Origin of the sequence: Halorussus marinus (assembly GCF_004765795.1) — an archaeon.
GTDB classification, from domain to species: Archaea; Halobacteriota; Halobacteria; order Halobacteriales; family Haladaptataceae; genus Halorussus; species Halorussus marinus.
This window is the reverse complement of record NZ_SBIV01000006.1, coordinates 32,685-55,846: the sequence shown is the minus strand read 5'-3', so window position 1 is coordinate 55,846 and position 23,162 is coordinate 32,685. Positions and strand designations below refer to the sequence as shown.

Here is a 23,162-nt window from a genome sequence, read left to right as displayed (position 1 = left end):
ATATCTCCTAAACTAACGCGTGAAGCGATACCGGAACGGCTGGTGGCTCGAAATCAAGTACTGGGAGGAGAACCTGACACAGCGGGAAATCGCCGAGGAGTGTGGGATCTCGGTCAGACAAGTGCGTCGGTACATGAACCGGTTCGACATCCCGACGCGCGAGATGCGCGGAGAGAATCACCCGATGTACGGACGAGAACGAGCAGAGAACGTGAAAAAACGGATTTCGAAGTCGCTAGAAAACCGCTCGGTCTCCGAACGAACTCGCCGACGGATTTCCGAGTCTCAGCGAGGAACCGAGCTTCCGTCCGAAGTTCGCGGGAAGATCTCCGAGTCGCTCACGGGGACTGTTCGATCCGAGGAGACGCGCCGGAAAATGAGCGAATCGACGGCCGGTGATGCGAACCCCAACTGGCGCGGCGGCTACAGCAACCGATACGGCTCGGGCTGGTCAGTGATGCGAGAGCGTATCCGGGAGCGAGACAAAGAGTGTCAGCACTGCGGCCACGGCGGCTCAGACCGTCGGCTCGAAGTGCATCACATCGTCCCAGTTCGCGTCTTTCGTAGCGCCGACGAACTCGCGATAGAGGACGCACATCGAGCGGAAAACCTGGTGTTGCTCTGTAACCGATGTCACCCGCGGGCAGATCACGGCGCGATCGAGTTCGAGGAGCCGGTCGAGATTCTGTTCGAGGCGAAGCGGTAGCGACGAACGGCCACTCGGTGAATCGGGGACGGGGACAGCTCGAATTAGTTGCGTTTATAAGTATGCAGGCCATCGGTCAGAGTACGTTCGGAGGCGGTCCCCGAACGAAAGCTAGCTCGCTTGGTGTAGCCCGGCCAATCATATTGGCCTTTCGAGCCAATGACAGGGGTTCAAATCCCCTAGCGAGCATTCTAAGGCCGTTAATTCTTCAGCCGACGCCTCGCCGATTGGAGTGCTATTTTGGGACTCGCTCCCGAACCGCCCCACATGTCCGACGCCGACACGCCAGACGTGCTCGTTCTGCGGAAGCCGACCCACGGAATGGCCCTGAGCGACTACGCCGCGGCGCTCCGCGAGCGCCTGCCCGAGGCCGACGTGCGGGTCGCCCGAACGCCGGCCGAGGAGCGCGAGTTCATCGAGCGCGCGCCGGTGGTCACCGGGATGGAGATCGACGAGGAACTGCTCGCGCACGCAGCGGAGATCGAACTGTTCGCCTGCGCGTACGCCGGGACAGGCCACCTGCCCCTCGACGCGTTCGAAGACCGGGGCGTGGCGGTCACCAACGCCTCGGGCGTGCACGGCCCGAACATCGGCGAGCACGTCGTCGGCAACCTCCTCGTGTTCGCCCGGCGCCTCCACGAGGGGTGGCGCCGCCAGCGGAACCGCGAGTGGCGCCACTTCCAGGCGTACGAACTCCAGGATAGCACCGTCACCGTGGTCGGGTTAGGGGCCATCGGGCGGGCCGTCGTCGAGCGCCTCGAAGGGTTCGGCGTCGACACGATCGGCGTCCGGTACACCCCCTCGAAGGGCGGGCCGACCGACGAGGTCGTCGGCTTCGACCCCGACGAGTTCCACGACGCGCTCGCCCGGACCGACTACCTCGTGTTGGCGTGTCCGCTGACCGAGACCACGCGCGGGCTCGTCGGCGCCCCGGAGTTCACCACCCTGCCGCCCGAGTCGGTCGTCGTCAACGTCGCCCGCGGCCCGGTCGTCGACACCGACGCGCTGGTCGACGCGCTCCGGAGCGAGTACGTCCGCGGGGCGGCCCTCGACGTGACCGACCCCGAACCCCTGCCCGAAGACCACCCGCTCTGGAACTTCGAGAACTGCCTGATCACCCCTCACTGCTCCGGACACACCCCCGAGTACTACGCCCGGCAGGCCGACATCGTGGCGACGAATCTGGATCGGCTGGCGGCGGGCGAGCCGCTGGAAAACCGCGTCGTCTGATTGCCCGCCCCGGAGACCGACGCCGTCTCGGGCGCGCCTACAGCCACCCCTCGCTCGCGAGGAGTTCGCCGTTCAGCACCGCCGCGCCGGCCGCCCCGCGGATCGTGTTGTGCGCCAGACAGTTGTACTGGACGCCGCTGTCGGTCTCCTGGACGCCGCCGGCCGCGATCGCCATCCCGTCGCCGACGTGGCGGTCGAGGCGGGGCTGGGGCCGCTCGGGGTCCTCGAAGACGTGGATCAGCGGCTCGGGCGAACTCGGCAGGTCGAGGCTCTCGACGCCCCGGAACGCGTCCTCGACGTCGGTCGGCGAGACGGCCTCGTCGGTCTCGGCCCAGACGTTCTCGATATGTCCGTCGATGGTCGGCACGCGGTTGCACGACGCCGAGACCGACACGTCGTGGTGAGAGAGGGTCGCGCCGTCGAACGAACCCAGCAGTTTCCGGGATTCGGTCTCCATCTTGTCCTCCTCGCCGCCGATGTGGGGGAGCACGTTGTCGAGGATCTCCATCGAGGAGACGCCCGAGTAGCCCGCCCCGGAGACCGCCTGAAGCGTCGAGACGTGGACTCGTTCGAGCCCGGACGGCGCGAGCGCCGCGAGCGTCGGAACCATCGTGATGGTCGAGCAGTTGGGGTTCTTGAGCACCGCGCCGTCCCAGCCGCGCTCGTCGCGCTGGACTTCGAGCAGGTCGAGGTGGCCCGGGTTGATCTCGGGGATCACGAGGGGCACGTCGTCGGCCATCCGCTCGTTCGAGGAGTTCGACGAGAGCACGTAGCCCGCCTCGGCGAACGCCGGTTCGACCTCGGCGGCCACGCCCGACGGGAGCGACGAGAAGAGGAGGTCGACGTCGTCTGGCACCGACTCGGGGTCGGTCGATCGTACGGTGAGTTCGGCGGCCGCCTCGGGGATGGGGGCGTCGATGCGCCACTTGGCCGCGTCGCGGTAGGTCCGTCCCGCGCTCGACTCGCTCGCGGTTACCGCCGCCAGTTCGAACTCGGGGTGGCCGTCGAGCAACTGAATGAATCGCTGGCCGACCGCGCCCGTCGCACCGAGAACGCCGACACGTACTGTCATTGTCGTGGGTGAGCGCTACGGTAGGAAAACGGTTTGGGTTCGACGGTTTGTTGCGGGTGGCGCCCTTGCAAACGCTCGATCAAAACCGCCGGGAGAGCGCTGTTCTCCCGGTGGTTTTTCACCGACGTTTTAGGAGGGAGGCGCGTTCGTGCGCCGACCGCAGTAAAAGGTCGTGTTACTGCTTGCGGGTGACGTAGCCCGCGATCCGGTTGCGGACGCCCTTCGACTCGATGTTGGTGAGCTTCGTGACGCTCTCTTTGTTCTGGTCGAAGTCGTCGGTGAACGCTTCGGGATATCGGTCGAGCAGGATGGTACCCGTCTTCTTGACGTAGTCCGGCTTGATTGGCATGCCAGCAACTTTTCCGTTGGGAACCTTAAACCCATTCGTTCGCGGTCGTCGCGCGACGGAGCCTCGGGTCCGAGCGCCGACTCGGGCGTTTCGTAACTATAAATACACTTGGTTTCGGACCTCATCGTACGGACACAGAGCGCCGTTCTGAGAGCCATGGATCACAACGACACAGCGGACCCGACGTTCAAAGAAGAGCTCGAAGCGCTCGTCCTCCGATCCTTCGGGGAGGGAAAGGAGGTAGAGGGCGTCTGGGAGCTCGAATACGTCCCCGACGAGATCCCCGACTGGACGGTCACCATCGACCGCAAAGACGAGTTTTGATCCGCCCCGGAGCGTCGCCGGGGCGCTTTTCGATCGAGGCGTCGCCACGGAGAGCCGACTCCCGGGTCGGCGTTCCGAGAGCAGTGAAGTGATTCGGTCTCGACCCTCAGTCGAGTCGGTCGACGAGTCGGTCGAACGCCTCGCGCACCCGGTCGCCCCCGCACGTCCGCCCGACGTCCTCGAAGTAGTCTAACCGCTCGCGGAGCGTCTCCTCGTCGTACGCCTCGACGCCCAGCCGCGAGGCCGCGACCGTCGCCTCGACGACCGCGCTGAACCCGCGGTTCGTCGTCGGGACGACCTCGCGTTCGATCCCGGTATCGCGGGGCGAGAGCCGCCACTCGGCCCACTCGGTGTCGCCCGACTCGCCGACGGCGACGCGCTCGGCGCCGATCTCGGCCCACGCGTCCGCCGCGTCGAGCACCGGCTCGTCTACCTCCCAGATCGAGAGCGCGGCGTCAACGAACGCCACGGGGTCCCGGACGAACTGGACGTAGCCGCCGCCCTGCCGCCGGAAGTTCCGTCGCGTCCGGGTGTCGCCCCACGTCCGGGCCGTCACCGGCTCGCCGGGCGACGCGGGCGGATGGAGCCCCAGCGCCGCGACGTTCCACCGGTCGTTCGGGCCGAGCGTCGTCACGACCGACTCGGTGACGCCCCGGAACTCGATCGGCCACGCGTCGGCGCCGGCGTCCGCGTCGGGCGCGCGGTCGGCGTCGGTCACACCGACACCTCTCCGCGCGCGAGCGCGACGAACAGCGCCGCCGCGGTGACGTCTGCGGTCGTGCCCGGATTGATCCCGTCGGCGACCAGCGACTCGGCGAACGCCTCGACGACCGCCGGCCCGCCTTCGAGCGCCTCCTGCGCCCGAACCCGGACGCTCTCTGCGGCTTTCCGGCCGTGCTTGGTCGCGACGAGGGTGTCGGGTTCGCGCGCGAGGAGTTCGAGGTAGACCCGCGCGGCCCGGCCCGACGCCGGCCCCTCGAAGTCCGCGAGCCGGTCGGCCGCCCAGAAGGTGCGCTCGAAGCCGCCGGTCCACTCGGCCGCCACGTCATCGTCGTCGTCCCCCAGCGCGAGCACGTCGTACAGTGACAGCTCACGCTCGCGGACCGCCGGCACCGCATCGGACCCCCGGCGCACGTCGAGCGCGTCGGCGTCCTCGGGCGGGTCGCCGACGAACACGTCGACGTGGTCGAACGCCCGGTAGAAGTTCGCGGCGTCCTCGACCGTCGTGTCCTCGACGACGCGAGTCGCGCCGTCCGGCGAGAGATCGTCGGCCGCCGCGGCCCTGACGAGCGGGACGAGCAACAGTAGTGCGCCGAACTGCGTGTTGCCCCCAGACTGGCGGCTCATCCCCTCGACCGCCCGCTCGAACGCCTCGCCGACCGGCGCGCCGTCGGCGGCCGACCGGAGTCCCTCGCCGGCGCCCACGGTCCCGGCGAGGAAGTGCTCGAACCGGAGGTCCGGGAGGTCGCGCTCCCGGTCGACGTTGCCGGGCTTGGGCGTGCCCGCCACCTCCAGCAAGAGCGCGAGCTGGGCGTGCTCGGAGGGGGTCACGGCGCCACCCCCTCGCGGTCGACGGGGCGTTCGTCGGCGAACCACGACGCGGTCGCCGCCCGCACGCGCCGGAGGACGCGGGGATCGTCGCTCGGTCGCCCGACACTCACCGCGTCGGCGCCGCAGGCCAGATACTCCCGGACGGTGGCCTCGTCGCGGACGCCGTTGTTCGCGATCACGAACAGGTCGGCGGCGTCGGCGACCTCGGCGACCACGCCCTCGGAGTCCATCGCGTCGACGTGGACCGCGTCGGCGCCGGCGTCGGCGATCGTCCGGGCGACCGCCGGGAGGGCCACGTCCGGGAGTTCGGCCCGGACCTTCACGCTCACGGCGGCGCCCTCCGCGGCCGCGGCGCGAACCTGCTCGGCCAGCCGGTCGGGGTCGCGGAGGAGCGCCTCGCCGGCGCCCGCGGCGCACATCTCGTCCTGTCGACAGTGGGCGTTGAGTTCGAGGACGGCCCCGCGGTCGGCGCAGGCGCGGGCGACCGCCCGAAGCGGGCCGAGCGAACTCGTCCGGACGTTGACGCCGGGCCGGAGGTCGGCGTCCGCGAGGTCGTCGAGCTGGTCGGCGACGAACGCCACCGGATCGTCGGGCAGAAACTCCTCGCGGTCCCGGGCGACCAGCCGGCGGGCCGCCTCGCGGGTCGGGTCGTCGAGCGCGATCCCGCCGAGGAAAGCCGCGCCAGCGAACGACTCGCCGGCGCGAGCCCACGCGGCGTCCGACCGCCCGCTGAGGCTGGCGAGCGCGACGCGGGGCTCGAACATCAGGCCACCTCCAGCGCGTCGGCGACGGCGCGGGCGACCCGCTCGGCGTCGGCCTCGTCGTTCATCTCGGTGTCGGTCCTGACGACCGGCCGGTCGAGGTCGGTGCCGTCGGCCTCGTCGAGCACGAACGCGTCCGCGAACGGGTAGGCCGCCGCGACGCCCCGCGTCGAGGGCTCGTAGCCGACGGCCTCCATCAGCTTCGCGGCCGGGCCGGAGAACACCTCGTCCTCGACGAACGGCGAGACGGCCACGACGGTGGTCTCGTCGAGCGCCTCGCGCAGGCGGTCGATGGCGACCATCGGGCCGATGCTCGTCACGGGGTTCGAGGGGCCGACGACGACCGGGCCTTCCTCGATCGCCCCGAGCGCGGCCGGCGACGGCTCGGCCCGGTCGGCCCCGCGGAACTCCACGTCGTCGACCGGCGGGGCCGCTCGGTGGGCGACCCAGAACGACTGGAAGTGGAGTTCGTCGGGGTAGTCGCTCGCGTCGGTGGTGTGGACGATGCTCGCGACCGGATCGTCGCTCATCGGCACCACGTCCACGGGCACGTCGAACGCCTCGCAGAGCCGCCGAGTGGCCTCGGTCAGCGTGTGGCCCTCGTCGAGCAACCCCGTCCGGGTGAGGTGGACCGCCCGGTCGCGGTCGCCGATCTCCATGAACTCCGCGACCCCGGAGAAGCGCCGCCAGCGCGCGATCTCCCGGCCCGCGGTCTGGGCCTCGTCGGGCAGGTAGCGCGGCCCCGATTCGAGGCCGGCCGCCTCCGCGAGGGTGGCCAGTTCCTCGTGGGTCTCGGTCGTGTCGTCTGCGATGCCCCACCACCGATCGCGGTCGAGCACGTCGCCCTGCTCGAACAGGACGGTGTCGACGTCGGGAGAGACCAGGTGGCCCCCGAGCTCCACGTCGTCGCCGGTGTTGGCGACCACGGTGACCGCCGCCGGGTCGAACACCGACTCGGCGCCGGCGAGGAGCTTCGGGGTCCCGGTGCCCCCGGAGAGAAACGTCGTCATACCCCGACGTGCGTCTTCGGACGGGTAAATGCTTGCGCTGTCGGCGCCCGCGTCCGTCTGTTTTTATACGAAGCCGCCGAATCCGGGGGCATGAAGACGATCAAGGACAGCGTCCACGACCACATCGAGGTCGAGGGCGTGGCCCGGGCGTTGCTCGACACGCCCGCAGTCCAGCGGCTCCGGCGCATCAAGCAGCTGGGTCCCGCCCACCTCGTCTACCCCTCTGCGAACCACACCCGGTTCGAGCACAGCCTCGGCGTCTACTATCTGGCCTGCGAGGCGCTCGACCACCTCGGCATCGAGGGCGCGCGTGCCGAGCGGGTGAAAGCGGCCGCCATCCTCCACGACGTCGGCCACGGGCCGTACAGCCACACCATCGAGGCGGTCATCCACCGCCACACCGGGAAGTACCACGACGACGTCCACGATCTGCTCGCGGAGAACGCGGTCGGCGAGGTGCTCCGCGACCACGACCTCGACCCCGGGGCGGTCGCGGACCTCGTCGCAGGCGAGCGAAAGCTGGGCCAGATCGTCGCCGGCGAACTCGACGTCGACCGGATGGACTACCTCGTCCGGGACGCCCACCACACCGGCGTCCCCTACGGCACCATCGACCACGCCCGGCTGGTCCGGGAGCTCACGCTCATCGACGGCGAGCTCGTGCTCGACGAGGGCAACGTCCCGACCGCCGAGAGCCTGCTTTTGGCGCGGGCGCTGATGAACCCGACCGTCTACAACCACCACGTCACCCGGATCTGTCGCGGGATGCTCCAGCGGGCCAGCCAGCGCCTGCTCGCCGACGGCGAGACGACCCCCGCCGAGCTCCGCCGGATGGACGACCACGACCTGTTCGCCGCGCTCCGGCGCGCCGACGGCACCCGGGAGTTCGCCCGGCGGCTCGGCCATCGGGACCTCTACAAGCGGGCGGTGTGGGCCGAGATGCGCGACGTGCCCGAGTCGGTCGTCGACGCCGGCCACGACGACATCCGCGACTACGAGGCCGAGATCGCGGCCGAGGCCGGCGTCGACGACCGCGAGGTCATCGTCGACGTGCTCGACCGACCGAGCATGACCGAGTCCTCGACCCGGGTCATCGTCAACGGCGAGACCCGGGGGCTCGGCCGGCAGTCGGCGCTGGTCTCGGCGCTCCGACGGGTCCAGCGCGAGCAGTGGCGCCTCGGCGTGTACGCCCCCGCCGATGCGACCGAGTCGGTCGGACGGGCCGCCGAGTCGGTGCTCGAACTGGAGACCGACGGCGCGCTCGTCAGCGAGATCCGGACCCGGGGGACGCCGACGACGCTGGACGAGTTCTGAGACGACCTTTTGCAGCGGGCGCGCCCCGAGCGGCGCGCCCTTGCAAAACGTCGATGAAAAACACGTCGTCACCGCCTCACGAGCACCTTCGGTGCTCGTTCGACGGCTCCTCGGTCCGCTCTCCCTTCGGTCGGTCGCGGCGGAATGCGGTGTGTTCCGTGGTTTGTGTCGCCGAGCGCAGGCGCGACCTGTAGTCCGCTTCGTCGGGAACATCGCACGGCGAGAGCCCCGTGAACGAATAGCGGAATTGAAGGCCCCGCCCGATAATCCTCGACTATGATCGTGGAGGGTACCGTCCTGCGCGGCCCCGAGTTCGAGCCCGTCGAGGGACGGGTCGTCGCCGAGGACGGCGAGATCGTCGCGGTCGAAGAAGAGTCGGTCGAGTCCTCGAAGGTGATCCTCCCGGCGTTCGTCAACGCCCACACTCACATCGGCGACTCGATCGCCAAGGAGGCCGGCGGCGGGCTGGACCTCGACGAACTGGTCGCGCCGCCCGACGGACTGAAACACCGACTGCTCCGGCAGGCCTCCCGCGAGGAGAAGGTCGCGGCGATGCGGCGGTCGATCCGGTTCATGGAGCAGACCGGCACCGCCTCGTTCCTCGAGTTCCGGGAGGGCGGCGTCGAGGGCGTCTACGCGCTCCGGGAGGCCGCCGAGCGGCTGGCCGTCGACCCCGTCATCCTGGGCCGGGAGACCGTCGAGGCGATGGAGGCCGCCGACGGCTTCGGCGCGAGCGGCGCCCGCGACGCCGAGTTCGGCCGCGAGCGCACCGCGACCGACCGGGCAGGCAAGCTGTTTGGCATCCACGCCGGCGAGCGCGACGCCACCGACATCAACCCCGCGCTCGACCTCGCCCCCGACTTCCTCGTCCACATGGTCCACCCCGAGTCGCTCCACCTCGACCGAGTCGCCGACAGCGAGATCCCGGTGGTGGTCTGTCCGCGCTCGAACCTCGTCACCGGCGTCGGCGTCCCGCCGATCCGCGACCTCGCCGAGCGGACGACCGTCGCGCTGGGGACCGACAACGTGATGCTGAACAGCCCGTCGATGTTCCGCGAGATGGAGTTCGCCGCCAAGCTCGCCGACTTGAGCGCCCGCGAGGTGCTCAGGATGGCGACGCGCAACGGCGCGGAGATCGCGGGCCTCGACGCCGGGCTGATCGAGGAGGGCCGGCCCGCGAAGCTCCTCGTGCTGGACGGCGACTCGGACAACCTCGCGGGCGCACAGGACGTCGTCCGGGCCGTGGTCCGGCGGGCCGGCGCGAGCGACGTTCTCGACGCGGTGCTGTGACCGTCGGAACCGGACCGGCGCTATTCGGCGACCAGATCCGCGAGCAGGTCGGCGACGAACGCGATCTCCTCGTCGTTGACCGTGTGGCCCATCCCCTCGTAGATGCGCTCGGTCACGTCGCCGTCCAGCTCCTCGAACACGTCGGCTGTCTCGTGGACGCGTTCGAGCGGGATGTGGGGGTCCCGATCGCTACATCCCAGGAAGACGGGCGTCCCGTCGAGCGAGCCGTCGTAATCCCGGGGCGTCCCCTCCGGGCCGATGACGCCGCCGCTGTACGCCGCGAGTCCGCCGTACCGCCCGGCGTTGCGCGCGACGAACTCGCTGGCGAGACAGGCCCCCTGCGAGAAGCCGAGCAGGAGGATGCGCTCGCGAGGGATGCCGGCGTCGGTGAGCGTTTCGAGGGCGTCGGCGACCGCCCGGAGCGCAGAGGAGAGTCCCGGCTCGTTCGAGTCCATCGGCTCCATGAACGAGTTGGGGTACCAGCTTCCGCGCCGGGCCTGTGGCGCGAGGTAGGCGACGTCCTCGACGCCGAACTCCCCGGCCATCCCGAGGATGCTCCGAGCGCGCGCGCCGCGACCGTGGACCAGCACGGCGCCCGCCGCGGCGTCCTCGGGGTCGGGACCGGCCGCCGCGACCGGCTGGCCCTGATGGGGTCCCGCCATCTCAGTCGGCCTCCTGCGGGTCGGCGGCGTCGAGGTCGGCGAGCCCGGCCTCGATGCGCTCACGGTCGGCTTCGAGCCACTCGGGGAGCTTGAGGTCGCTACCGAGCTCCGCGACCGACTCGTCGCGGGTGAACCCCGGGCCGTCGGTGGCGATCTCGAACAGCACGCCGCCGGGCTCGCGGACGTAGATCGACCGGAAGTACCGACGATCCTTCTGGGAGGTCACCGACAGCCCGATCTCCGAGAGGCGATCGCGCCACGCCGACTGGGACTCCTCGTCCGGCGTCCGGAAGGCGACGTGGTGGACCGTGCCGACGCCGGGCTCGCCGCGGGGGCCGCGGTCGTCGGTCCGGAGGTCGACGACTGTCGCGCGCTCGCCCGCCGTCCGGTACCGACGCCGGTCGCCGTCCTCGCCGTCGGACTCGTAGCCCATCGCTTCGAGCACCGACCCGGTCACTTCCGGGTCGGCCGAGTGGAGCGTCACCCCGTGGAAGCCCCGGATCGCGTGCTCGTCCGGGATCGGCCCGCCGCTCCACGGCGCGACGTCGGACTCGCCCGCGACGAGTTCGAGGGGCTGGCCGTCGGGGTCGGCGAACGGCAGGACCGCCTCGCCGAACCGCTCGGTGGGCGCCCCGACGTCGAGGCCCTCGGCGTCGAGTCGGTCGGCCCAGTAGTCGAGCGACCCCTCGGGCACGACGAACGCGGTCGCGGTCGCCTGCCCGCGTCCGGGCCGGCCGCGCCGGCCGCCGCCGAACGGGAAGAACGTCAGGACGGTGCCGGGCGTCCCGGTCTCGTCGCCGTAGTAGAGGTGGTACGTCGAGGTGTCGTCGAAGTTCACCGTCCGCTTGACGAGGCGGAGGCCGAGGACCTCGGTGTAGAACTGTGCGTTGGCTCGCGGATCGCTCGCGATCGCCGTGACGTGGTGGATGCCGTTGACGTTGTGGGTCATGGTGCGTGGGGAGACTGGCGCCGGCGTGACGCGGTGCCAGTGTCTCTGTGATACCTGCTTCGGTCTTGAACCACTTAGGCGCTCGCGGACGCCCGCGTCACCGGGTGGCACCCGTGTTATCCGGCCGTCGCCCGCGCCGGTCGCCAGTTTCACCGTGTTACCTGATTCGAAGAGGAACCTATATGGGCCGCGAGCGCCTCGACTCGATCATGGCAGTAGGCGACCAGCAGTCTAACGATCTCGACTCCGACGACGAGTACAGCGAGAGCGCGTGTTCGGTTATCGACTCGATCGAGCAGATCGGCTCGACGTGGCGGCTCATCGTGCTCCACGACCTCCAGGACGGCGAAAAGCGGTTCAACGAACTCAAGCGTTCGACCGACGCGAGTTCCCGGACCCTCTCGCGGGTGCTCGACGACCTCCAGGAGACGGGCTTCGTGACCCGGCGACTGGAGGAAGACGCTCCGGTCGCGACCTACTACAGTCTCACCGAGAAGGGCCGGTCGCTGTGTCCCGTCTTCGACGAGATCGAGGAGTGGGCCGACGAGTGGCTGTGAGGTGAGGGGACTCGCCCGCGAGCGAACGGGGAGCCGTCCCGAGAGACGGGTACCGCTATATATTTCTCATAGAAAACGCTTAATCACTCGGGGCGGTACCGATAGATGCGGTCGGACTACCATGAGCAACGAACCCGATATCCGAACCGAATCGGACCGCCCCGACGAGTCGCGATCCGCCGCCGGCGATCGCCTCGATCCCGCCCTCGACTCCGTGGTCGTTTCGTACGACGACCGCCCGGACCGACGAACGGTCTTTCCCCGCGGCCTCTCGGGCGTCGATCGCATGTCGACGTGGCTCACCGCGAGCGACGACGCCTTCGTCGGTCTCGAAGACGCCCGCTGACGCGACCCGACCGAAGCTTCTTGGCACCTCCGCGTTTGTGTCACGGCTATGGGACCCCGACAGGCGGACCTATCCGGCGTCCTCGCGGCGTCGATACGGGAGCTCAGATCGACGTTCGTCGAGGCGATTCCGAGGCTCGCGACCGCGGTACTGTTTCTCGTGGCCGCGTACGTCGCCATCAAGCTCGTCATGGGGCTGGTCAGGGGATCGCTCGATCGGCTGTACTCGGGCGACGACGAGCTCGTCGCCGGGCTGTTCGGACCGTCGTGAGCGTCTTCCTGTGGTTCGGCGTCGTGCTCGCGCTCCTGAAGATTCTCGGGATGGGCGAGATCGCCGCCAGCCTCGGCACCGCGACGGGGTTCGTCGCGCTCGGAGTGAGCTACGCGCTATCGAACATGCTCGCCGACACCGTCGCGGGCGTCTACCTCCTTCGAGACCCCGATTTCGCTCCCGGCGACAGGGTGGTCGCCGGCGACGTGACCGGGACCGTCCGGACCATCGAACTCCGGAAGAGCCGATTCGAGACCGAGTCGGGCGACGTCGTCGTCGTCGCCAACAGCGCCGTCGAGAAAAAATGGACCAAGAGAGTCGAACCGGACGGGTCGGCCGTCCCCTCGGGGGACGACGGCGCCGCCGACTCGCCGGCGTAGCTACAGGAAGTCCTCGACGTGGTCGGCGACTTCGTTCGGGGTGTCGCCGACGGGGACGCCCGCGTCGTTGAGCGCCTCGATCTTGCTCTCGGCGGTGCCGGTGCCGCTACCGGAGACGATGGCGCCCGCGTGGCCCATGCGCTTGCCCGGCGGCGCGGTCCGGCCCGCGATGAAGCCGGCGACCGGCGTGTCCATGTGCTCGGCGATGTAGGCGGCGGCGTCCTCCTCGTCCTCGCCGCCGATCTCTCCGCACATCACGACCGCGTCGGTGTCGGGGTCGCTCTCGAACAGTTCGAGCGCGTCGATGAAGTCCGTCCCGATGATGGGGTCGCCGCCGATGCCGACCGCGGTGGTCTGGCCGATGCCCCGCGAGGTGAGGTTGTCGACGACCTGGTAGGTGAGGGTGCCCGACCGCGAGACCAGTCCGACGTTACCGGACTCGAAGATGTTGCCCGGCAGGATGCCGAGTTTCGACTCGCCGGGGGTGATGATGCCCGGGCAGTTCGGCCCGAGAAGACGGGTGTCGACCTCCGAGAGGCGCTTTTTCACCTTCGCCATGTCCTGAGTGGGGATGCCCTCGGTGATGGCGACCGCGAGGTCGATCGGGGCGTCGAGCGCCTCGAAGACGGCGTCGCCCGCGAACGCCGGCGGGACGAAGATGACCGATGCGTCGGCGTCCTCCTCGATTGCGGCGCGCTCGACCGTGTCGTAGACGGGCACGCCCGCGACCTCCTGGCCGCCCTTGCCCGGCACCGCGCCGGCGACGACGTTGGTGCCGTACTCCATCATCTGCTGGGTGTGGAACTTGCCTTCCCCACCGGTGATGCCCTGCACGATAACTCGGGTGTCTTCGTCGACTAGCACACTCATGCTTCTACCTCCTCGGCGTACTCGACCGCACGCTGGACCGCGTCTTCGAGGGTCTCCTCGACCGTCACGAGGTCGTCGTTGAGGATCTCGCGGCCCTCCTCGGCGTTGGTGCCCGCGAGCCGGACGACCACGCGCTTGGGGATCTCGTCGAACTGTTCGAGGGCGTCGTTGATGCCTTTCGCCACCTCGTCGCCCCGGGTGATGCCGCCGAAGATGTTGAACACGACGGCGTCGACGTTCTCGTCGGAGAACACCATATCGAGGGCGTTTGCCACGCGCTCGGCCTTCGCGCCGCCCCCGATGTCGAGGAAGTTGGCGGGCGAGCCGCCGTAGTAGTCGACGAGGTCGAGGGTCGTCATCACGAGCCCCGCGCCGTTGCCGATGATGCCCGTGTTGCCGTCGAGCCGGACGTAGTCGAAGCCGTACTCGCCGGCCTTGCGCTCGAGGTCGTCCTCGTAGGTCTCTTCTTCCATCTCCGCGAGCTCCTGCTGGCGGAAGAGGGCGTCGTCGTCGATGTTCATGACCGCGTCGGCGGCGACGATCTCGTCGTCCTCGGTCACCATCAGGGGGTTGACCTCGATGTCGCTGGCGTCCCGATCGTCCCACAGCTGGAAGAGCGTCCGCAGGACCGACGCGACGTCGGAGGCGACCGCCGCCGGGACGCCGGCGTCGTAGACGACCTTCCGGGCCTGATAGGGGTGCATCCCGAACGCGGGATCGACGTGTTCGCGGGCGATGGCGTCGGGGTCTTCCTCGGCGACCTCCTCGATGTTGACCCCGCCCTTGGTCGAGACCATCGCGACGGGCTTGCCCTCGCCGCGGTCCATCGTGACCCCGACGTAGAGCTCGTTTTTGAAGTCGACCGCGGCCTCGACGAGGACCTCCTCGACGGTGTAGCCTTTGAGGTCCATCCCGAGGATGTCCTCGGCCGCCGCCTCGGCCTCCTCGCGGTCCTCGACGAGCTTGATCCCGCCGGCCTTCCCGCGGCCGCCGACGTGGACCTGTGCCTTGACCGCGACGGGGTAGCCGATCTCCTCGGCGGCCTCGACGACCTCGTCGACGGACGACGCCAACGTCGACGCGGGGGTCGGGATTCCCGCGTCGGCGAAGACGCTCTTCGCCTGATATTCGTGGAGTTTCATTAGTGGCTCGCACGGTATTTTCCTCGGACGAGAGTTAGTAGTATCGGAATCCGCCGAGGAGGCCACGCCCCAAAAGCGAGCCTACCTCGGCGTCTCCACAACCGGAATCAAACAAAGTTAGCATTTCGGTCCTTTTGCTGGATGGAGATTCCTGAAATCTATCGGAGAGTAATGACACATATACGATAACGGCGTTAGCAACGAAGTTGCGATTTCTGCGTTCTCAGGCCTTGAGAGCCATGAATCTTGCGCAGTGCTTTAGTTGACGCGAGCCCACCCGTCTCTCAAAACAGGACACGCCAGAACGGAAGAAAGCGCCGGGGTAGTGGCGGTGATTAACCCTCACCCCGACGCTCAGCACCGTGATGACCCCAGACGGGCGGAATGCTCGTCGGAGACGACAACGAACCCACAACCGACACCGGTTGAGGTTCGTTCGTTAGTCGTATCTCCGGCTTCTTGAGCATTTGGGCGACCTCCGTCTGTCGGGTCATGTGATTATCAAGCAGTCTATCGACTAAGATGCACACGACCAGCGACGCCTACGACTCGAACGACGCCACCGAACGAATCAACGAGCACCGAGAAGACCTCGAAGCCCTCGCCGAAAGTGACCTCCCAGCTTCTGACGTGGCCGAGGTGCTATTGGAGGTCGCGGACGAGTGAGTTGGAGCAACCCCCCGCGCGCGTCGATGCCGGACACGATAACGAGGAGGCGACCGACAACGCGAAGCGCGATTTATTTCGAGACGGACGACAACAACCACGTTGACCGCGACGACAGCGACCACAACCGCGGTGACCAAGGCGACCGGGAGGTGAGCAGATGAGCCCACCGGGGACGCCGGCGGGCGTACCGGACACGCCGGGGTCGAGCCGCGCGGCCGACAGCTCGACCGCGTCGGCAGTGTGTTTCGAGACGGACGCGCCCGAGGACGCCGACCACGACCGGCGGCGCGTGACCCTCCACCCGGACCGGGAGACGTGGAACGCGATTGAGGTGAGCGAGCCGGACGGTCGAGCGTACGACGACGAGCTGACCGAGGGCGTCTCGCCGGGCTCGGGCGCGAAGGGCGACGACTGCGGCGACGAGATATCGGCGCTGTTCTGTGGCGACTGCGGGGAGCCCGTCTCGGTCGGCCGGACATGCCGGCGCTCGCGGTGTCCGCGCTGCTGGCAGTCGTGGGCGTTCCAGCGGGCGGTCGAGCCGGTCGCCAAAACCCAGTCGCTCGCGAAGACGTGGGGCGCCCAATCCGGCCGGAGCGTCAAGAAACACCACCTCACGGTTTCGCTCGCCGGAATCGGGTTCCGCGTGAACGCCAAAGACCCGCTCGACCGCGGGTTTCAGGTCGTAAAGCGTCTGATGCGGCAAATCAGTGTAGATACGGGGACGATAATCTATCACCCGTGGCGAATCACCGAGGAGTATCGCGGCGAGGTGAAGGGTCACGAGTCGGGCGACGGCGATATGACGTGGGCGGACGTGCTCGGGAAGGTCGAGAGCGACGACTGGACGTGGGAGGCCGTCCGCGACGAGTTTCTGGTCTACGCGCCCCACTTCCACGTTATCGCCGTCTCGGACTGGGTTGAGGGCGGCGCTGTGACGCGTGAGATAGAGGAGCAGACCGGCGTGGTGGTCGAGCGAATCACCGAGGCCGACCCGGACTCCTCGACGTCTATCCGCGACCTCGTCGCGCTGGCGCGGGCGACGCTGTACGCGGTGAGTCACACCGGGCTGCGGCTCGGCGACGACGGCGCGTTTCGGTCGGCAATCCGGCAATTCGGTGAGGTGGCGAATTTCGAGGCGTACGACGACGTGCGCGCCGAGGCGACGGCGGCGCTGCGGTCCGCGGCGCCCGACGTGCTCGGCGTCGAGTTTCCCGAACCCCGCTGCTCGGCGCCGGTCGAGGACGCCGACGCCGACGCGCACGACCACGCCGACGCCGACGCCGAGCCGCGCGACCCCGCGACACCCGAGACGCCGGCGGCGGTCCGGGTCGCGTCGGGGTCGGGTGTGACTGCCACCGGGCGGGCGCCCGACGACCTCGGGCCGCGGGCGACGTGGAACGGGAGCGACGACGCACCCGCGCCGGCGGGCGAGCTCGACGCGACCGAGGCCGAGGCGTGGGACGCCTCGGCGCAGTCCAGAGCGTGGGACGTGCCGGCGGGAAGCGACCATCGGCCGGCGTTCGTTGACGACCCCACAGGGGCGAGCAGTGGCGACGAGAGCGAGGCCGACGCTGAGTCGACCTCGACCTCGGCGCCCCGCTGTCGCGGCCAGTTGCGGCCGATGTGGGAGGCCGACGAGTACCTCGGCGACGAGTCGTGGGTCGAGGCGCGTGACGACGCGACGCTCGACGCGCTGCGGGAGGCCCGCGAGGAGTGGGAGGAGCTCGGGCGGCCGCGGCCGGCGCAGATACCGGAAGACCCGCCGCCGGTCGAGTCACCGCCGGCGGATTGACGCCGGGGGCGCGTGACCCCGGCCGGGCTCGACGCGGTGCGGTCGCGAGCGGCGGCGCTGTTCGGCGCGGCGTGTGAACACGTCGAGAGTGTCGGGTGCTCGAACTGCTCGGCCGATTCACGTTTGTCGAGTGAGATGCTCGGTGAGATTCCATATTCTGTGTGGGGTGTTTCGACGAGTCGACGGCGTCGAGCGGGCCGGGTACCGAGGCCAGTAAGGGGTTCTTCGCATGGGCCGCTTAGCTCTCTTAATGTGGTGGTGGCGTGTTTGAGACGCCGGGGGTCGCGGCGTGTTCACGCCGCTCTCTGGCGGCGTGTGGCCGTTCTCGCGGCGGTTGCGTCCGGGTCGAGAGCGGTCGAGGCGGGAGCCAGTTATGGGTTCTTCGCATGGGGTGCTGTACTTACTTGGAGCGGCGTTTCAGGGCCGCTCGCGCTCGCTGAGAAATCTGCGGGGTTATCTTACCCTGCCAGCGCGCTTTGGCCCCACTCCTGCTCGCGCTCCGGGTGGGTGGTGGTCGCGGTCGAGGCGGTCGCGCGGCTCGGGGGCGCAGCGTGTGACTAAACGTAATTGGTAGCACGGCTTCATTAGTCAGAATTGCCCGTGCAACTGTCGCAATACAACTGCGGATTTATAATTCCCGAGCGATTCACGGTCTAACAGTGACGGTCATTACGATTGAATGTGTCCAATGCGGGGAAACTCGGAGAGCACGCTTAAAGAGCGGTGAAGTGCTACCTTTCGACCCTGCCTGCACTGAATGTCTTTCTCTGGAGTTTGAAGTGGTCGATGAGGGCCTAAGCTGCCAATAGCCGCAGGATACGATAGATTCGCGGGAATCGTGAGCTCCTTTCGTCGGCGTTGGGATGCCTGAATTTTAGCGTGTGGGCTCCGCTCGCGGCGGAAACCCCAAGGAGCGGGAGCGGTAAACGGTAAATATCGGTTTAGTATGACGGCGAAGAACACGACCACGAACACGGCGAGCGGGAGCGATAGCGACGATGACGACGACGGCGGTGAGGGACCGCGTGTGGACTACATGGAGGTGAGCGTGCCGGGCGACAAGGCGCCGGCGGAGATGGGGTGGCGTGAGCGCCGGGCGTACCTGCTGGAGTTGGTGCTGTCGGAGTCGGGGCCGACGACGGTGGACGACGTGAGCCCGTCACGATGGGCAGAGGAGTGTGACGTGTCGGCGGCAACCATCTGTAAGGACAAGAAGCGGCTCCGGACGTATCTCGCGGAGAACGTAGACCGTGAGGACTTCGTGGCGGACCTGTCGGTGGTACGGAACCGAGTGGTTCGTGGCCTGCTCGACGCGGGCGAGGAGGATTGGCGGGCGTTGGAGAAGGCGGGGAAAGAGGCGCGGGCGTGGGCTGACGTGCTCGGGCTCGACGCCGACCTCGACGGGGGCGGCGACAGCGTCGGGGGCCGAGGGGCGCGTGAACACGGCGGGAGCGGGGACCGTGAGCACAGTGGGCTGGGGTCGGGAGAGTGGGACGCGGAGGAGCTGGACGCGGCGCTGGAGCGCGTGGGGGAGATTAGCCGGTGGCGGTCGCGGAAAACCATCGTGGAGGACCAGTCGGACGTGGAGATTCCGGACGAGCCGCCGGAGTGGGCGCAGCGGGGTGAGGCGCCGGCAGATGTGATTGAGGACGACGTAGCGCGCGGGCAGCTCGCGTTGTGGTTGTCAGACGATGATGTGAACGAGGGCGACCGGGCGACGCTGCTGGACCCGCCGGCGGCGAGCGACGACGACGTGGAACTCGACGCTGAGGCGGGTGAGGCCGAGGTCGAGGACGGGAGCGAGAGTGAGAGCGAGGGCGCGTGAGAAGGGCGTGAGCGTGGCGCTCGGACGTTCGCGGCGGTGGGGAAGAATCAATGGGGTCGAGGTGTGAGCGGCGGGTATGAGTAACCGTGACAGCGGCGACGAGAGCGGGAGTGGGAGCGCGCTGTTAGACGATGAGGGGCGGCTGGCGTTCGACCCGTCGGACGAGTCGGAGCGGCGTGCGGCGCGGCTGCGGAGCGCGCCGTGGCGGGTGCTGGCGGAGTCACTGCCGTTCGCGCCGCGGGAGGTGCGGGGCGAGCTGCGGGCGCGTGGACACGACCCGGAGGCGATTGGGGAGCGGATTCGGGACGGTGAGCTCGACCAGGAGGATATTGAGGAGTTACTGTCGGTCTGAGCTGAGCTGAACGAAGGGATTTAACGCGGTTATAACGCAAGTAGGCGTTTCTGCGGGGCTCTGTGGGGAACACTGATGGTTGAGGCGCGGTAACACCCCGATAGAGTGCGACGGCGTGCCCTCCAGCGGTTGAGCGACGACGAGCCGAGCCGCGAGCAGCGACGAGCGCGACGACGAGAGCGGCGGGCACCGGCGGCGCCTCGACACCACGACACTACCATGACGAACGACGACGACCACGACGACGACGCGACGCGAGCGACGTTCATCAAGACTATCGCGGCGAACACCGACCGCGACGAGGCCGCCCTCCGCACGTTCGATACCGACGTGCTGCGGGATATGGCGCTCATCGTGGCGGATATGACCGGCGCGAGCCCCGTGAGCGGCGACGTGAACACGCTGGCGGCGAACGCGGTCGCGGGCCACGACATCCCCGGCCCGGGGTTCGGAACCCCCCACGCGAAGGCGTCGCGCGACGCCGTCAAGGAGCTCGACCGCGACGACGACTCGGGCGGGATGCCCGCCGGGACGGCGCGTGAACGCGGCGCGACCAACGTCGACGGCCCGGGCGCGCTCTCGGCGAACGCCGACGCCTCGGGCTCGGACGCGGCGATTAATGGGACGATGGAGCAATACAGCGAGAACCTCTCGGCGAACGCCGACGACGGCGACGGCGACGAGCCCGAGGGGCCGGACCGTCTGAACGTGAACGGGCGGATGGTTCGGCGCGGTCGACCGGCGTACGAGAGCGAGCGCAAGCGGCTCAAGCGCCGGGGGAAATGGCCGCCGGGTGACGACGACGACGAGGGCGACCGACGATAACCCGGCGCCCCATGCTGATTTTACACGGCGTGCCGACGGTCGAGAAGCTGCGGAAGTGTCGAGCGGCGGCGCCCTCGCACTGTCACGGCGCGATGTGGCTGCCGGAGCGATTCACGGCGGGCGTGAACGTGCCCTACGCGCTCGACAACGGGTGTTTCGCGGCGCGTGAGCGCCCCGAGGAGTGGTCGGCGGACGCGTGGCTGTCGCGGGTTGAGGAGATACCGGAGCGCGCGAACGGGCGCGAGCCGGAGTTTGTGGTGCTGCCGGACGTGGTCGGCGACGCCGACGCGTCGGAGCTGCGAACCCGAACGTTCGCGAAGCGGCTCGACGCGCGGGGGCTCGGGAGCTCGACGCTGCCCCGAGCGGTCGCGGCACAGGACGGGATGACGCCGGCGCGGGTGCTGGCGCTCGCGGAGGCCGTGAACGCGGCGACCGTGTTCATCGGCGGGTCGGACCGCTGGAAGCTGTCGCACGCCGAGGAGCTGACCGAGGCGGCCCACGACGCGGGGCTGTCGGTACATATCGGGCGGCCGCCGGCGGCGGGGTTCGCGGACGCGCTGGCGTGGGCTGAGGCGCTCGGGGTCGAGAGCGTCGACACGACGAGCGTGACGCGCGGTGAGCGGTATAATATTCTTGAACGGTTCGAACGGCAGACAACGCTCGGCGACCACGCCTCGGGCGCGTGAGCGCGGCTCTCGGGCGGGGGGCGGCGGTGGTGTGGTGGCGGTGGCGTCGGCGGTGGTGCGCCGACGCCGACCGCGGGGACGCCGAGACGGATACTCGGCTGACTGCGGCGGCGCGAGCCCCGTGACGGGCGGCCGGACCCCGGGGGTTGAGCGTGAGCAGACCGGGCCGCGCCGGGGTCGAGCCGCGCGTGAACACTGAAGGCCCGCGGGGAGTGGCCGCTGGGTGCTGCCGAGGATGAGTAATGCCGCACCGTGAGCGTTTGAGGAAATCGTTCACTTTATCAAAAAGAATTCTGAGCGAAAATCACCGATGGATTTGTATTAGCCAACTAACTATCTCGTAATCATACTGACGGCTGAATCTTTTTCAAATAGGAAGACGTTGTTCTGATATGGCTTCCCTCAACGACGTATCTACCGACGACCTCCGCCAGGTCTTGGCAGAGGTCGAGGGGAAAAAGCCGACACAGCGGGTTATGGCGGCGATCAACTCCCTCGAAGAAGACGAAGCGACGATGGAAGATGTTGCTGAACGCTACGGATACACTGCTGGCTGGCTCTCACGCTGGCTTGACCGACTCGAACGGCTCGCCGACGAGCCGTTCGAGGAGGTTGTCTACGACGAACACCGTTCCGGGAGACCGTCTGAGCTCTCTGGCCAACAGCACGACAAGTTCGTTGAGGCACTCCACGAATCACCCGAGGAAGCTGGGCTAGATGCGCCCGCGTGGTCTGTTCCACTAGCTCGTCACTACCTTGCCGAAGAATTCGATGTTGAGTACTGTGAACGCCACGTCCGACGATTGATGTCTGAGGCCGGGCTGTCCTGGAAGACAGCCCGGCCGGAGTTCTACAAATCCGACGAAAGGGCCCAAGAAGCCTGGCAGGAAGGGTTCAAAAAAAGCGCGACAACTTGGACGATGAATACACGATCCTGACCATCGATCAGACGCGCCAGGTACTCTCGACGCTGATCTATGCGTGGTTTCCAGAAGGAGAGCGCCCGTCACTGCCGGTGACGGGCGCGTGGGACAGCATCAAGCTGCTCGGTGCGGTCAGCGATTCCGGAGAAACGTTCTTTCTCCCCTGTGCCGAGAACTTCAACAGCGACACGACGATTCGCTTGCTAGACGCCCTCCAAACCGAGTTCGGCGAGAAAATCTGCGTTGTCTTGGACAACGCCTCGTATTTTACGGCCAACGCAGTGCAGGAATTCGTCGAAGACACGCCGATCGAACTGTGTTACCTTCCGCGGGGTTCACCAGAGCTGAACCCCGCGGAAGAGTGCTGGCGACAACTCGATCAAGAACTTGGAAACCGTCTGTTCGACACACTCGACGATCTTCGTGATGCTGCGCTCTCTGCACTCAATCGGATCGAAGTTCCAGATGTCTTCACGTACTTATGTCTGTGAGTATCAGCCCCCATGACTAACGACTCGAACACAGAAAATTCAACGACGTATCAGACAACGTGCAATCCCGAAGAAGAATCCGTAAGCGAGGAACTCATCTCCGCTGTTGCCGCATTGAATGATGCTGAACCGGCCGAGTTGGCGGTTCTTTCGAATTTCATTGACCCAGAGGCTCTCGACGCGCTTTTCGGCCCTCGGTCAAGCGGAATACCCCGTACCACAGATGGTCAAGTCCAGTTTAAATACGACAGTTACACTGTTCAGGTTGAGACTGATGGAACAATTACACTCCACGAGCCCGAATCAGCTACGTCTGAGAATTAAATCGTAAGAAGACGACGGTAGACCCTTTTCGACCCGACTAACTTCTCACTCAGTGTTATCCTCGTTGTCGGGCAAGTGACTATCTTCAACCCACCAAACGCGCCCTCGTGCGCCAACCTCTTTGCTCTGGATTTTGCCGCGCTCGTGGAGGTCGCGTAGGCGTTTTTGGACGCCGCGGCGGGAGAGAGCGACGCGGTCCTCGACCTCGCTGGTTGTGGCGACGCGGTCCTCTCGGGCGACCTCGCGGACGGCGTGGAGAATGTCGTCGTCGCTGACGCGGCGCGGGCGGCCGCTACTACTCTCGGGGTCCCCGTTTCCCATGCTTACACGAATGAGCGATAAACAGAAAAATGTTCGTATGTACGCCCTATTACTTTGTTCGCACAAACGTACTAATTGCACAAGAACATCCTTCGAAGCCGATATCAGGGTTTAAGGTAAATACGCACGTACGAATTAAATGAGGAGAACACACGGCCCTCGGGGCGTGGC

General features: G+C 67.8%; 27 protein-coding genes, 1 tRNA gene and 2 pseudogenes. 19 read left to right on the top strand and 11 right to left on the bottom strand.

The features are described 5' to 3' along the window. Positions 1-19: 19 nt before the first annotated feature. From EPY72_RS20170 to EPY72_RS12635, 4 genes and pseudogenes are all read left to right on the top strand, one after another. Positions 20-205: pseudogene (locus tag EPY72_RS20170) on the top strand (helix-turn-helix domain-containing protein); the annotation flags it as partial. A gap of 171 nt (positions 206-376) precedes the next feature. Beyond that, positions 377-706, top strand: a complete 330-nt coding sequence (locus tag EPY72_RS20165; RefSeq protein ID WP_244605575.1) for an HNH endonuclease — start codon at positions 377-379, stop codon at positions 704-706. Between the two features lie 114 nt (positions 707-820). Next, positions 821-895: transfer RNA gene (locus tag EPY72_RS12640), tRNA-Glu, on the top strand. Positions 896-973: 78 nt separating this feature from the next. Next, positions 974-1,936, top strand: coding sequence for a D-2-hydroxyacid dehydrogenase (locus EPY72_RS12635; protein WP_135806663.1), 963 nt, complete (start codon positions 974-976; stop codon positions 1,934-1,936). Positions 1,937-1,973: 37 nt separating this feature from the next. On the opposite strand, the gene asd is transcribed toward EPY72_RS12635, so the two are convergent. Beyond that, positions 1,974-3,008 carry an aspartate-semialdehyde dehydrogenase gene (gene asd, locus EPY72_RS12630; RefSeq protein WP_135806662.1) on the bottom strand — a complete coding sequence of 345 codons (1,035 nt, stop codon included), beginning with the start codon at positions 3,006-3,008 and terminating at the stop codon, positions 1,974-1,976. Between the two features lie 175 nt (positions 3,009-3,183). Then, complete coding sequence (locus EPY72_RS12625) at positions 3,184-3,357, bottom strand: 30S ribosomal protein S17e (protein WP_134671265.1); 174 nt, start codon at positions 3,355-3,357, stop codon at positions 3,184-3,186. 156 nt (positions 3,358-3,513) lie between these two features. Between EPY72_RS12625 and EPY72_RS19480 the strand changes: the two genes are divergently transcribed. Then, positions 3,514-3,681, top strand: coding sequence for a hypothetical protein (locus tag EPY72_RS19480; protein WP_167599455.1), 168 nt, complete (start codon positions 3,514-3,516; stop codon positions 3,679-3,681). 106 nt (positions 3,682-3,787) lie between these two features. Here the strand turns inward: EPY72_RS19480 and EPY72_RS12620 are convergent, their stop codons facing one another. From EPY72_RS12620 to cofD, 4 genes are read right to left on the bottom strand one after another with little or no spacing between them, the layout of a single operon-like run. Then, entirely contained in the window at positions 3,788-4,399 is a 612-nt protein-coding gene (locus EPY72_RS12620) for a DUF447 domain-containing protein (RefSeq protein ID WP_134671264.1), read from the bottom strand. Then, complete coding sequence (locus tag EPY72_RS12615; protein ID WP_135806661.1) at positions 4,396-5,232, bottom strand: triphosphoribosyl-dephospho-CoA synthase; 837 nt, start codon at positions 5,230-5,232, stop codon at positions 4,396-4,398. The genes EPY72_RS12620 and EPY72_RS12615 overlap by 4 nt, the downstream gene beginning before the upstream one ends. Continuing rightward, positions 5,229-5,996, bottom strand: coding sequence for a tRNA-dihydrouridine synthase (locus EPY72_RS12610; protein ID WP_135806660.1), 768 nt, complete (start codon positions 5,994-5,996; stop codon positions 5,229-5,231). Before EPY72_RS12610 ends, EPY72_RS12615 begins: the two co-directional genes overlap by 4 nt. Beyond that, positions 5,996-7,003, bottom strand: a complete 1,008-nt coding sequence (gene cofD, locus EPY72_RS12605; protein ID WP_134671261.1) for a 2-phospho-L-lactate transferase — start codon at positions 7,001-7,003, stop codon at positions 5,996-5,998. Before cofD ends, EPY72_RS12610 begins: the two co-directional genes overlap by 1 nt. 90 nt (positions 7,004-7,093) lie before the next feature. Between cofD and EPY72_RS12600 the strand changes: the two genes are divergently transcribed. Both EPY72_RS12600 and EPY72_RS12595 read left to right on the top strand, forming a co-directional pair. After that, positions 7,094-8,317 carry an HD domain-containing protein gene (locus tag EPY72_RS12600; RefSeq protein ID WP_135806659.1) on the top strand — a complete coding sequence of 408 codons (1,224 nt, stop codon included), beginning with the start codon at positions 7,094-7,096 and terminating at the stop codon, positions 8,315-8,317. Positions 8,318-8,593: 276 nt separating this feature from the next. After that, positions 8,594-9,607, top strand: coding sequence for an amidohydrolase family protein (locus EPY72_RS12595; RefSeq protein WP_135806658.1), 1,014 nt, complete (start codon positions 8,594-8,596; stop codon positions 9,605-9,607). Between the two features lie 20 nt (positions 9,608-9,627). Here EPY72_RS12595 and EPY72_RS12590 read toward each other — a convergent pair whose 3' ends face one another. Both EPY72_RS12590 and EPY72_RS12585 read right to left on the bottom strand, forming a co-directional pair. Next, positions 9,628-10,269: an alpha/beta hydrolase gene (locus EPY72_RS12590; RefSeq protein WP_134671258.1), complete on the bottom strand. Its 642-nt coding sequence runs from the start codon at positions 10,267-10,269 to the stop codon at positions 9,628-9,630. Between the two features lies 1 nt (position 10,270). Further along, positions 10,271-11,218: a ring-cleaving dioxygenase gene (locus tag EPY72_RS12585; RefSeq protein WP_135806657.1), complete on the bottom strand. Its 948-nt coding sequence runs from the start codon at positions 11,216-11,218 to the stop codon at positions 10,271-10,273. Positions 11,219-11,427: 209 nt separating this feature from the next. On the opposite strand from EPY72_RS12585, the gene EPY72_RS12580 reads away from it, so the two are divergent. The 3 genes and pseudogenes from EPY72_RS12580 (at position 11,428) to EPY72_RS12570 (ending at position 12,771) form a co-directional block, all read left to right on the top strand. Next, complete coding sequence (locus EPY72_RS12580) at positions 11,428-11,775, top strand: winged helix-turn-helix transcriptional regulator (RefSeq protein WP_134671256.1); 348 nt, start codon at positions 11,428-11,430, stop codon at positions 11,773-11,775. 121 nt (positions 11,776-11,896) lie between these two features. After that, positions 11,897-12,121, top strand: coding sequence for a DUF7511 domain-containing protein (locus EPY72_RS12575; RefSeq protein ID WP_134671255.1), 225 nt, complete (start codon positions 11,897-11,899; stop codon positions 12,119-12,121). Between the two features lie 48 nt (positions 12,122-12,169). Next, a pseudogene (locus tag EPY72_RS12570) lies at positions 12,170-12,771 on the top strand (mechanosensitive ion channel family protein). On the opposite strand, the gene sucD reads toward EPY72_RS12570, so the two are convergent. Together sucD and sucC are read right to left on the bottom strand one after the other, a co-directional pair. Continuing rightward, positions 12,772-13,641 (bottom strand): succinate--CoA ligase subunit alpha, encoded by an 870-nt coding sequence (gene sucD / locus EPY72_RS12565; protein ID WP_134671253.1) that lies wholly within the window; start codon positions 13,639-13,641, stop codon positions 12,772-12,774. Beyond that, entirely contained in the window at positions 13,638-14,783 is a 1,146-nt protein-coding gene (sucC, locus tag EPY72_RS12560; RefSeq protein ID WP_135806656.1) for an ADP-forming succinate--CoA ligase subunit beta, read from the bottom strand. The genes sucD and sucC overlap by 4 nt, the downstream gene beginning before the upstream one ends. A gap of 522 nt (positions 14,784-15,305) precedes the next feature. On the opposite strand from sucC, the gene EPY72_RS19475 reads away from it, so the two are divergent. The 9 genes from EPY72_RS19475 (at position 15,306) to EPY72_RS12525 (ending at position 22,670) form a co-directional block, all read left to right on the top strand. Continuing rightward, positions 15,306-15,449, top strand: a complete 144-nt coding sequence (locus EPY72_RS19475) for a hypothetical protein (RefSeq protein ID WP_168216040.1) — start codon at positions 15,306-15,308, stop codon at positions 15,447-15,449. Beyond that, complete coding sequence (locus EPY72_RS19470; RefSeq protein ID WP_168216039.1) at positions 15,446-15,613, top strand: hypothetical protein; 168 nt, start codon at positions 15,446-15,448, stop codon at positions 15,611-15,613. The genes EPY72_RS19475 and EPY72_RS19470 overlap by 4 nt, the downstream gene beginning before the upstream one ends. After that, on the top strand, positions 15,610-17,244 hold the full coding sequence (locus EPY72_RS12555; protein ID WP_135806655.1) for a hypothetical protein: 1,635 nt from the start codon (positions 15,610-15,612) through the stop codon (positions 17,242-17,244). Before EPY72_RS19470 ends, EPY72_RS12555 begins: the two co-directional genes overlap by 4 nt. Before the next feature lie 946 nt (positions 17,245-18,190). After that, entirely contained in the window at positions 18,191-19,069 is an 879-nt protein-coding gene (locus EPY72_RS12550; RefSeq protein WP_135806654.1) for a hypothetical protein, read from the top strand. A 76-nt stretch (positions 19,070-19,145) separates the two neighbouring features. After that, on the top strand, positions 19,146-19,421 hold the full coding sequence (locus EPY72_RS12545; RefSeq protein WP_135806653.1) for a hypothetical protein: 276 nt from the start codon (positions 19,146-19,148) through the stop codon (positions 19,419-19,421). A gap of 219 nt (positions 19,422-19,640) precedes the next feature. After that, entirely contained in the window at positions 19,641-20,246 is a 606-nt protein-coding gene (locus tag EPY72_RS12540) for a hypothetical protein (protein WP_135806652.1), read from the top strand. Between the two features lie 11 nt (positions 20,247-20,257). After that, entirely contained in the window at positions 20,258-20,932 is a 675-nt protein-coding gene (locus EPY72_RS12535) for a hypothetical protein (protein ID WP_135806651.1), read from the top strand. A gap of 392 nt (positions 20,933-21,324) precedes the next feature. Then, a protein-coding gene (locus EPY72_RS12530) for an IS630 family transposase (RefSeq protein WP_394346149.1) occupies positions 21,325-22,346 on the top strand; the annotation gives its coding sequence in 2 pieces (ribosomal slippage) (positions 21,325-21,829 and positions 21,829-22,346; 1,023 coding nt in all). Positions 22,347-22,358: 12 nt separating this feature from the next. Next, positions 22,359-22,670: a DdfA family disk-determining factor gene (locus EPY72_RS12525; RefSeq protein WP_135806649.1), complete on the top strand. Its 312-nt coding sequence runs from the start codon at positions 22,359-22,361 to the stop codon at positions 22,668-22,670. Positions 22,671-22,715: 45 nt separating this feature from the next. Here EPY72_RS12525 and EPY72_RS12520 read toward each other — a convergent pair whose 3' ends face one another. Beyond that, positions 22,716-22,991 carry a hypothetical protein gene (locus EPY72_RS12520; protein WP_135806648.1) on the bottom strand — a complete coding sequence of 92 codons (276 nt, stop codon included), beginning with the start codon at positions 22,989-22,991 and terminating at the stop codon, positions 22,716-22,718. Positions 22,992-23,162: the final 171 nt, after the last annotated feature.

Bases quoted from the DNA above. Each gene is read 5' to 3' on its own strand.
- EPY72_RS20165 (WP_244605575.1), top strand. From the start codon at position 377: ATGAGCGAATCGACGGCCGGTGATGCGAACCCCAACTGGCGCGGCGGC.
- EPY72_RS12635 (WP_135806663.1), top strand. From the start codon at position 974: ATGTCCGACGCCGACACGCCAGACGTGCTCGTTCTGCGGAAGCCGACC.
- asd (WP_135806662.1), bottom strand. From the start codon at position 3,008: ATGACAGTACGTGTCGGCGTTCTCGGTGCGACGGGCGCGGTCGGCCAG.
- EPY72_RS12625 (WP_134671265.1), bottom strand. From the start codon at position 3,357: ATGCCAATCAAGCCGGACTACGTCAAGAAGACGGGTACCATCCTGCTC.
- EPY72_RS19480 (WP_167599455.1), top strand. From the start codon at position 3,514: ATGGATCACAACGACACAGCGGACCCGACGTTCAAAGAAGAGCTCGAA.
- EPY72_RS12610 (WP_135806660.1), bottom strand. From the start codon at position 5,996: ATGTTCGAGCCCCGCGTCGCGCTCGCCAGCCTCAGCGGGCGGTCGGAC.
- cofD (WP_134671261.1), bottom strand. From the start codon at position 7,003: ATGACGACGTTTCTCTCCGGGGGCACCGGGACCCCGAAGCTCCTCGCC.
- EPY72_RS12600 (WP_135806659.1), top strand. From the start codon at position 7,094: ATGAAGACGATCAAGGACAGCGTCCACGACCACATCGAGGTCGAGGGC.
- EPY72_RS12595 (WP_135806658.1), top strand. From the start codon at position 8,594: ATGATCGTGGAGGGTACCGTCCTGCGCGGCCCCGAGTTCGAGCCCGTC.
- EPY72_RS12590 (WP_134671258.1), bottom strand. From the start codon at position 10,269: ATGGCGGGACCCCATCAGGGCCAGCCGGTCGCGGCGGCCGGTCCCGAC.
- EPY72_RS12585 (WP_135806657.1), bottom strand. From the start codon at position 11,218: ATGACCCACAACGTCAACGGCATCCACCACGTCACGGCGATCGCGAGC.
- EPY72_RS12580 (WP_134671256.1), top strand. From the start codon at position 11,428: ATGGCAGTAGGCGACCAGCAGTCTAACGATCTCGACTCCGACGACGAG.
- EPY72_RS12575 (WP_134671255.1), top strand. From the start codon at position 11,897: ATGAGCAACGAACCCGATATCCGAACCGAATCGGACCGCCCCGACGAG.
- sucD (WP_134671253.1), bottom strand. From the start codon at position 13,641: ATGAGTGTGCTAGTCGACGAAGACACCCGAGTTATCGTGCAGGGCATC.
- sucC (WP_135806656.1), bottom strand. From the start codon at position 14,783: ATGAAACTCCACGAATATCAGGCGAAGAGCGTCTTCGCCGACGCGGGA.
- EPY72_RS19475 (WP_168216040.1), top strand. From the start codon at position 15,306: ATGCACACGACCAGCGACGCCTACGACTCGAACGACGCCACCGAACGA.
- EPY72_RS12555 (WP_135806655.1), top strand. From the start codon at position 15,610: ATGAGCCCACCGGGGACGCCGGCGGGCGTACCGGACACGCCGGGGTCG.
- EPY72_RS12550 (WP_135806654.1), top strand. From the start codon at position 18,191: ATGACGGCGAAGAACACGACCACGAACACGGCGAGCGGGAGCGATAGC.
- EPY72_RS12545 (WP_135806653.1), top strand. From the start codon at position 19,146: ATGAGTAACCGTGACAGCGGCGACGAGAGCGGGAGTGGGAGCGCGCTG.
- EPY72_RS12540 (WP_135806652.1), top strand. From the start codon at position 19,641: ATGACGAACGACGACGACCACGACGACGACGCGACGCGAGCGACGTTC.
- EPY72_RS12535 (WP_135806651.1), top strand. From the start codon at position 20,258: ATGCTGATTTTACACGGCGTGCCGACGGTCGAGAAGCTGCGGAAGTGT.
- EPY72_RS12525 (WP_135806649.1), top strand. From the start codon at position 22,359: ATGACTAACGACTCGAACACAGAAAATTCAACGACGTATCAGACAACG.
- EPY72_RS12520 (WP_135806648.1), bottom strand. From the start codon at position 22,991: ATGGGAAACGGGGACCCCGAGAGTAGTAGCGGCCGCCCGCGCCGCGTC.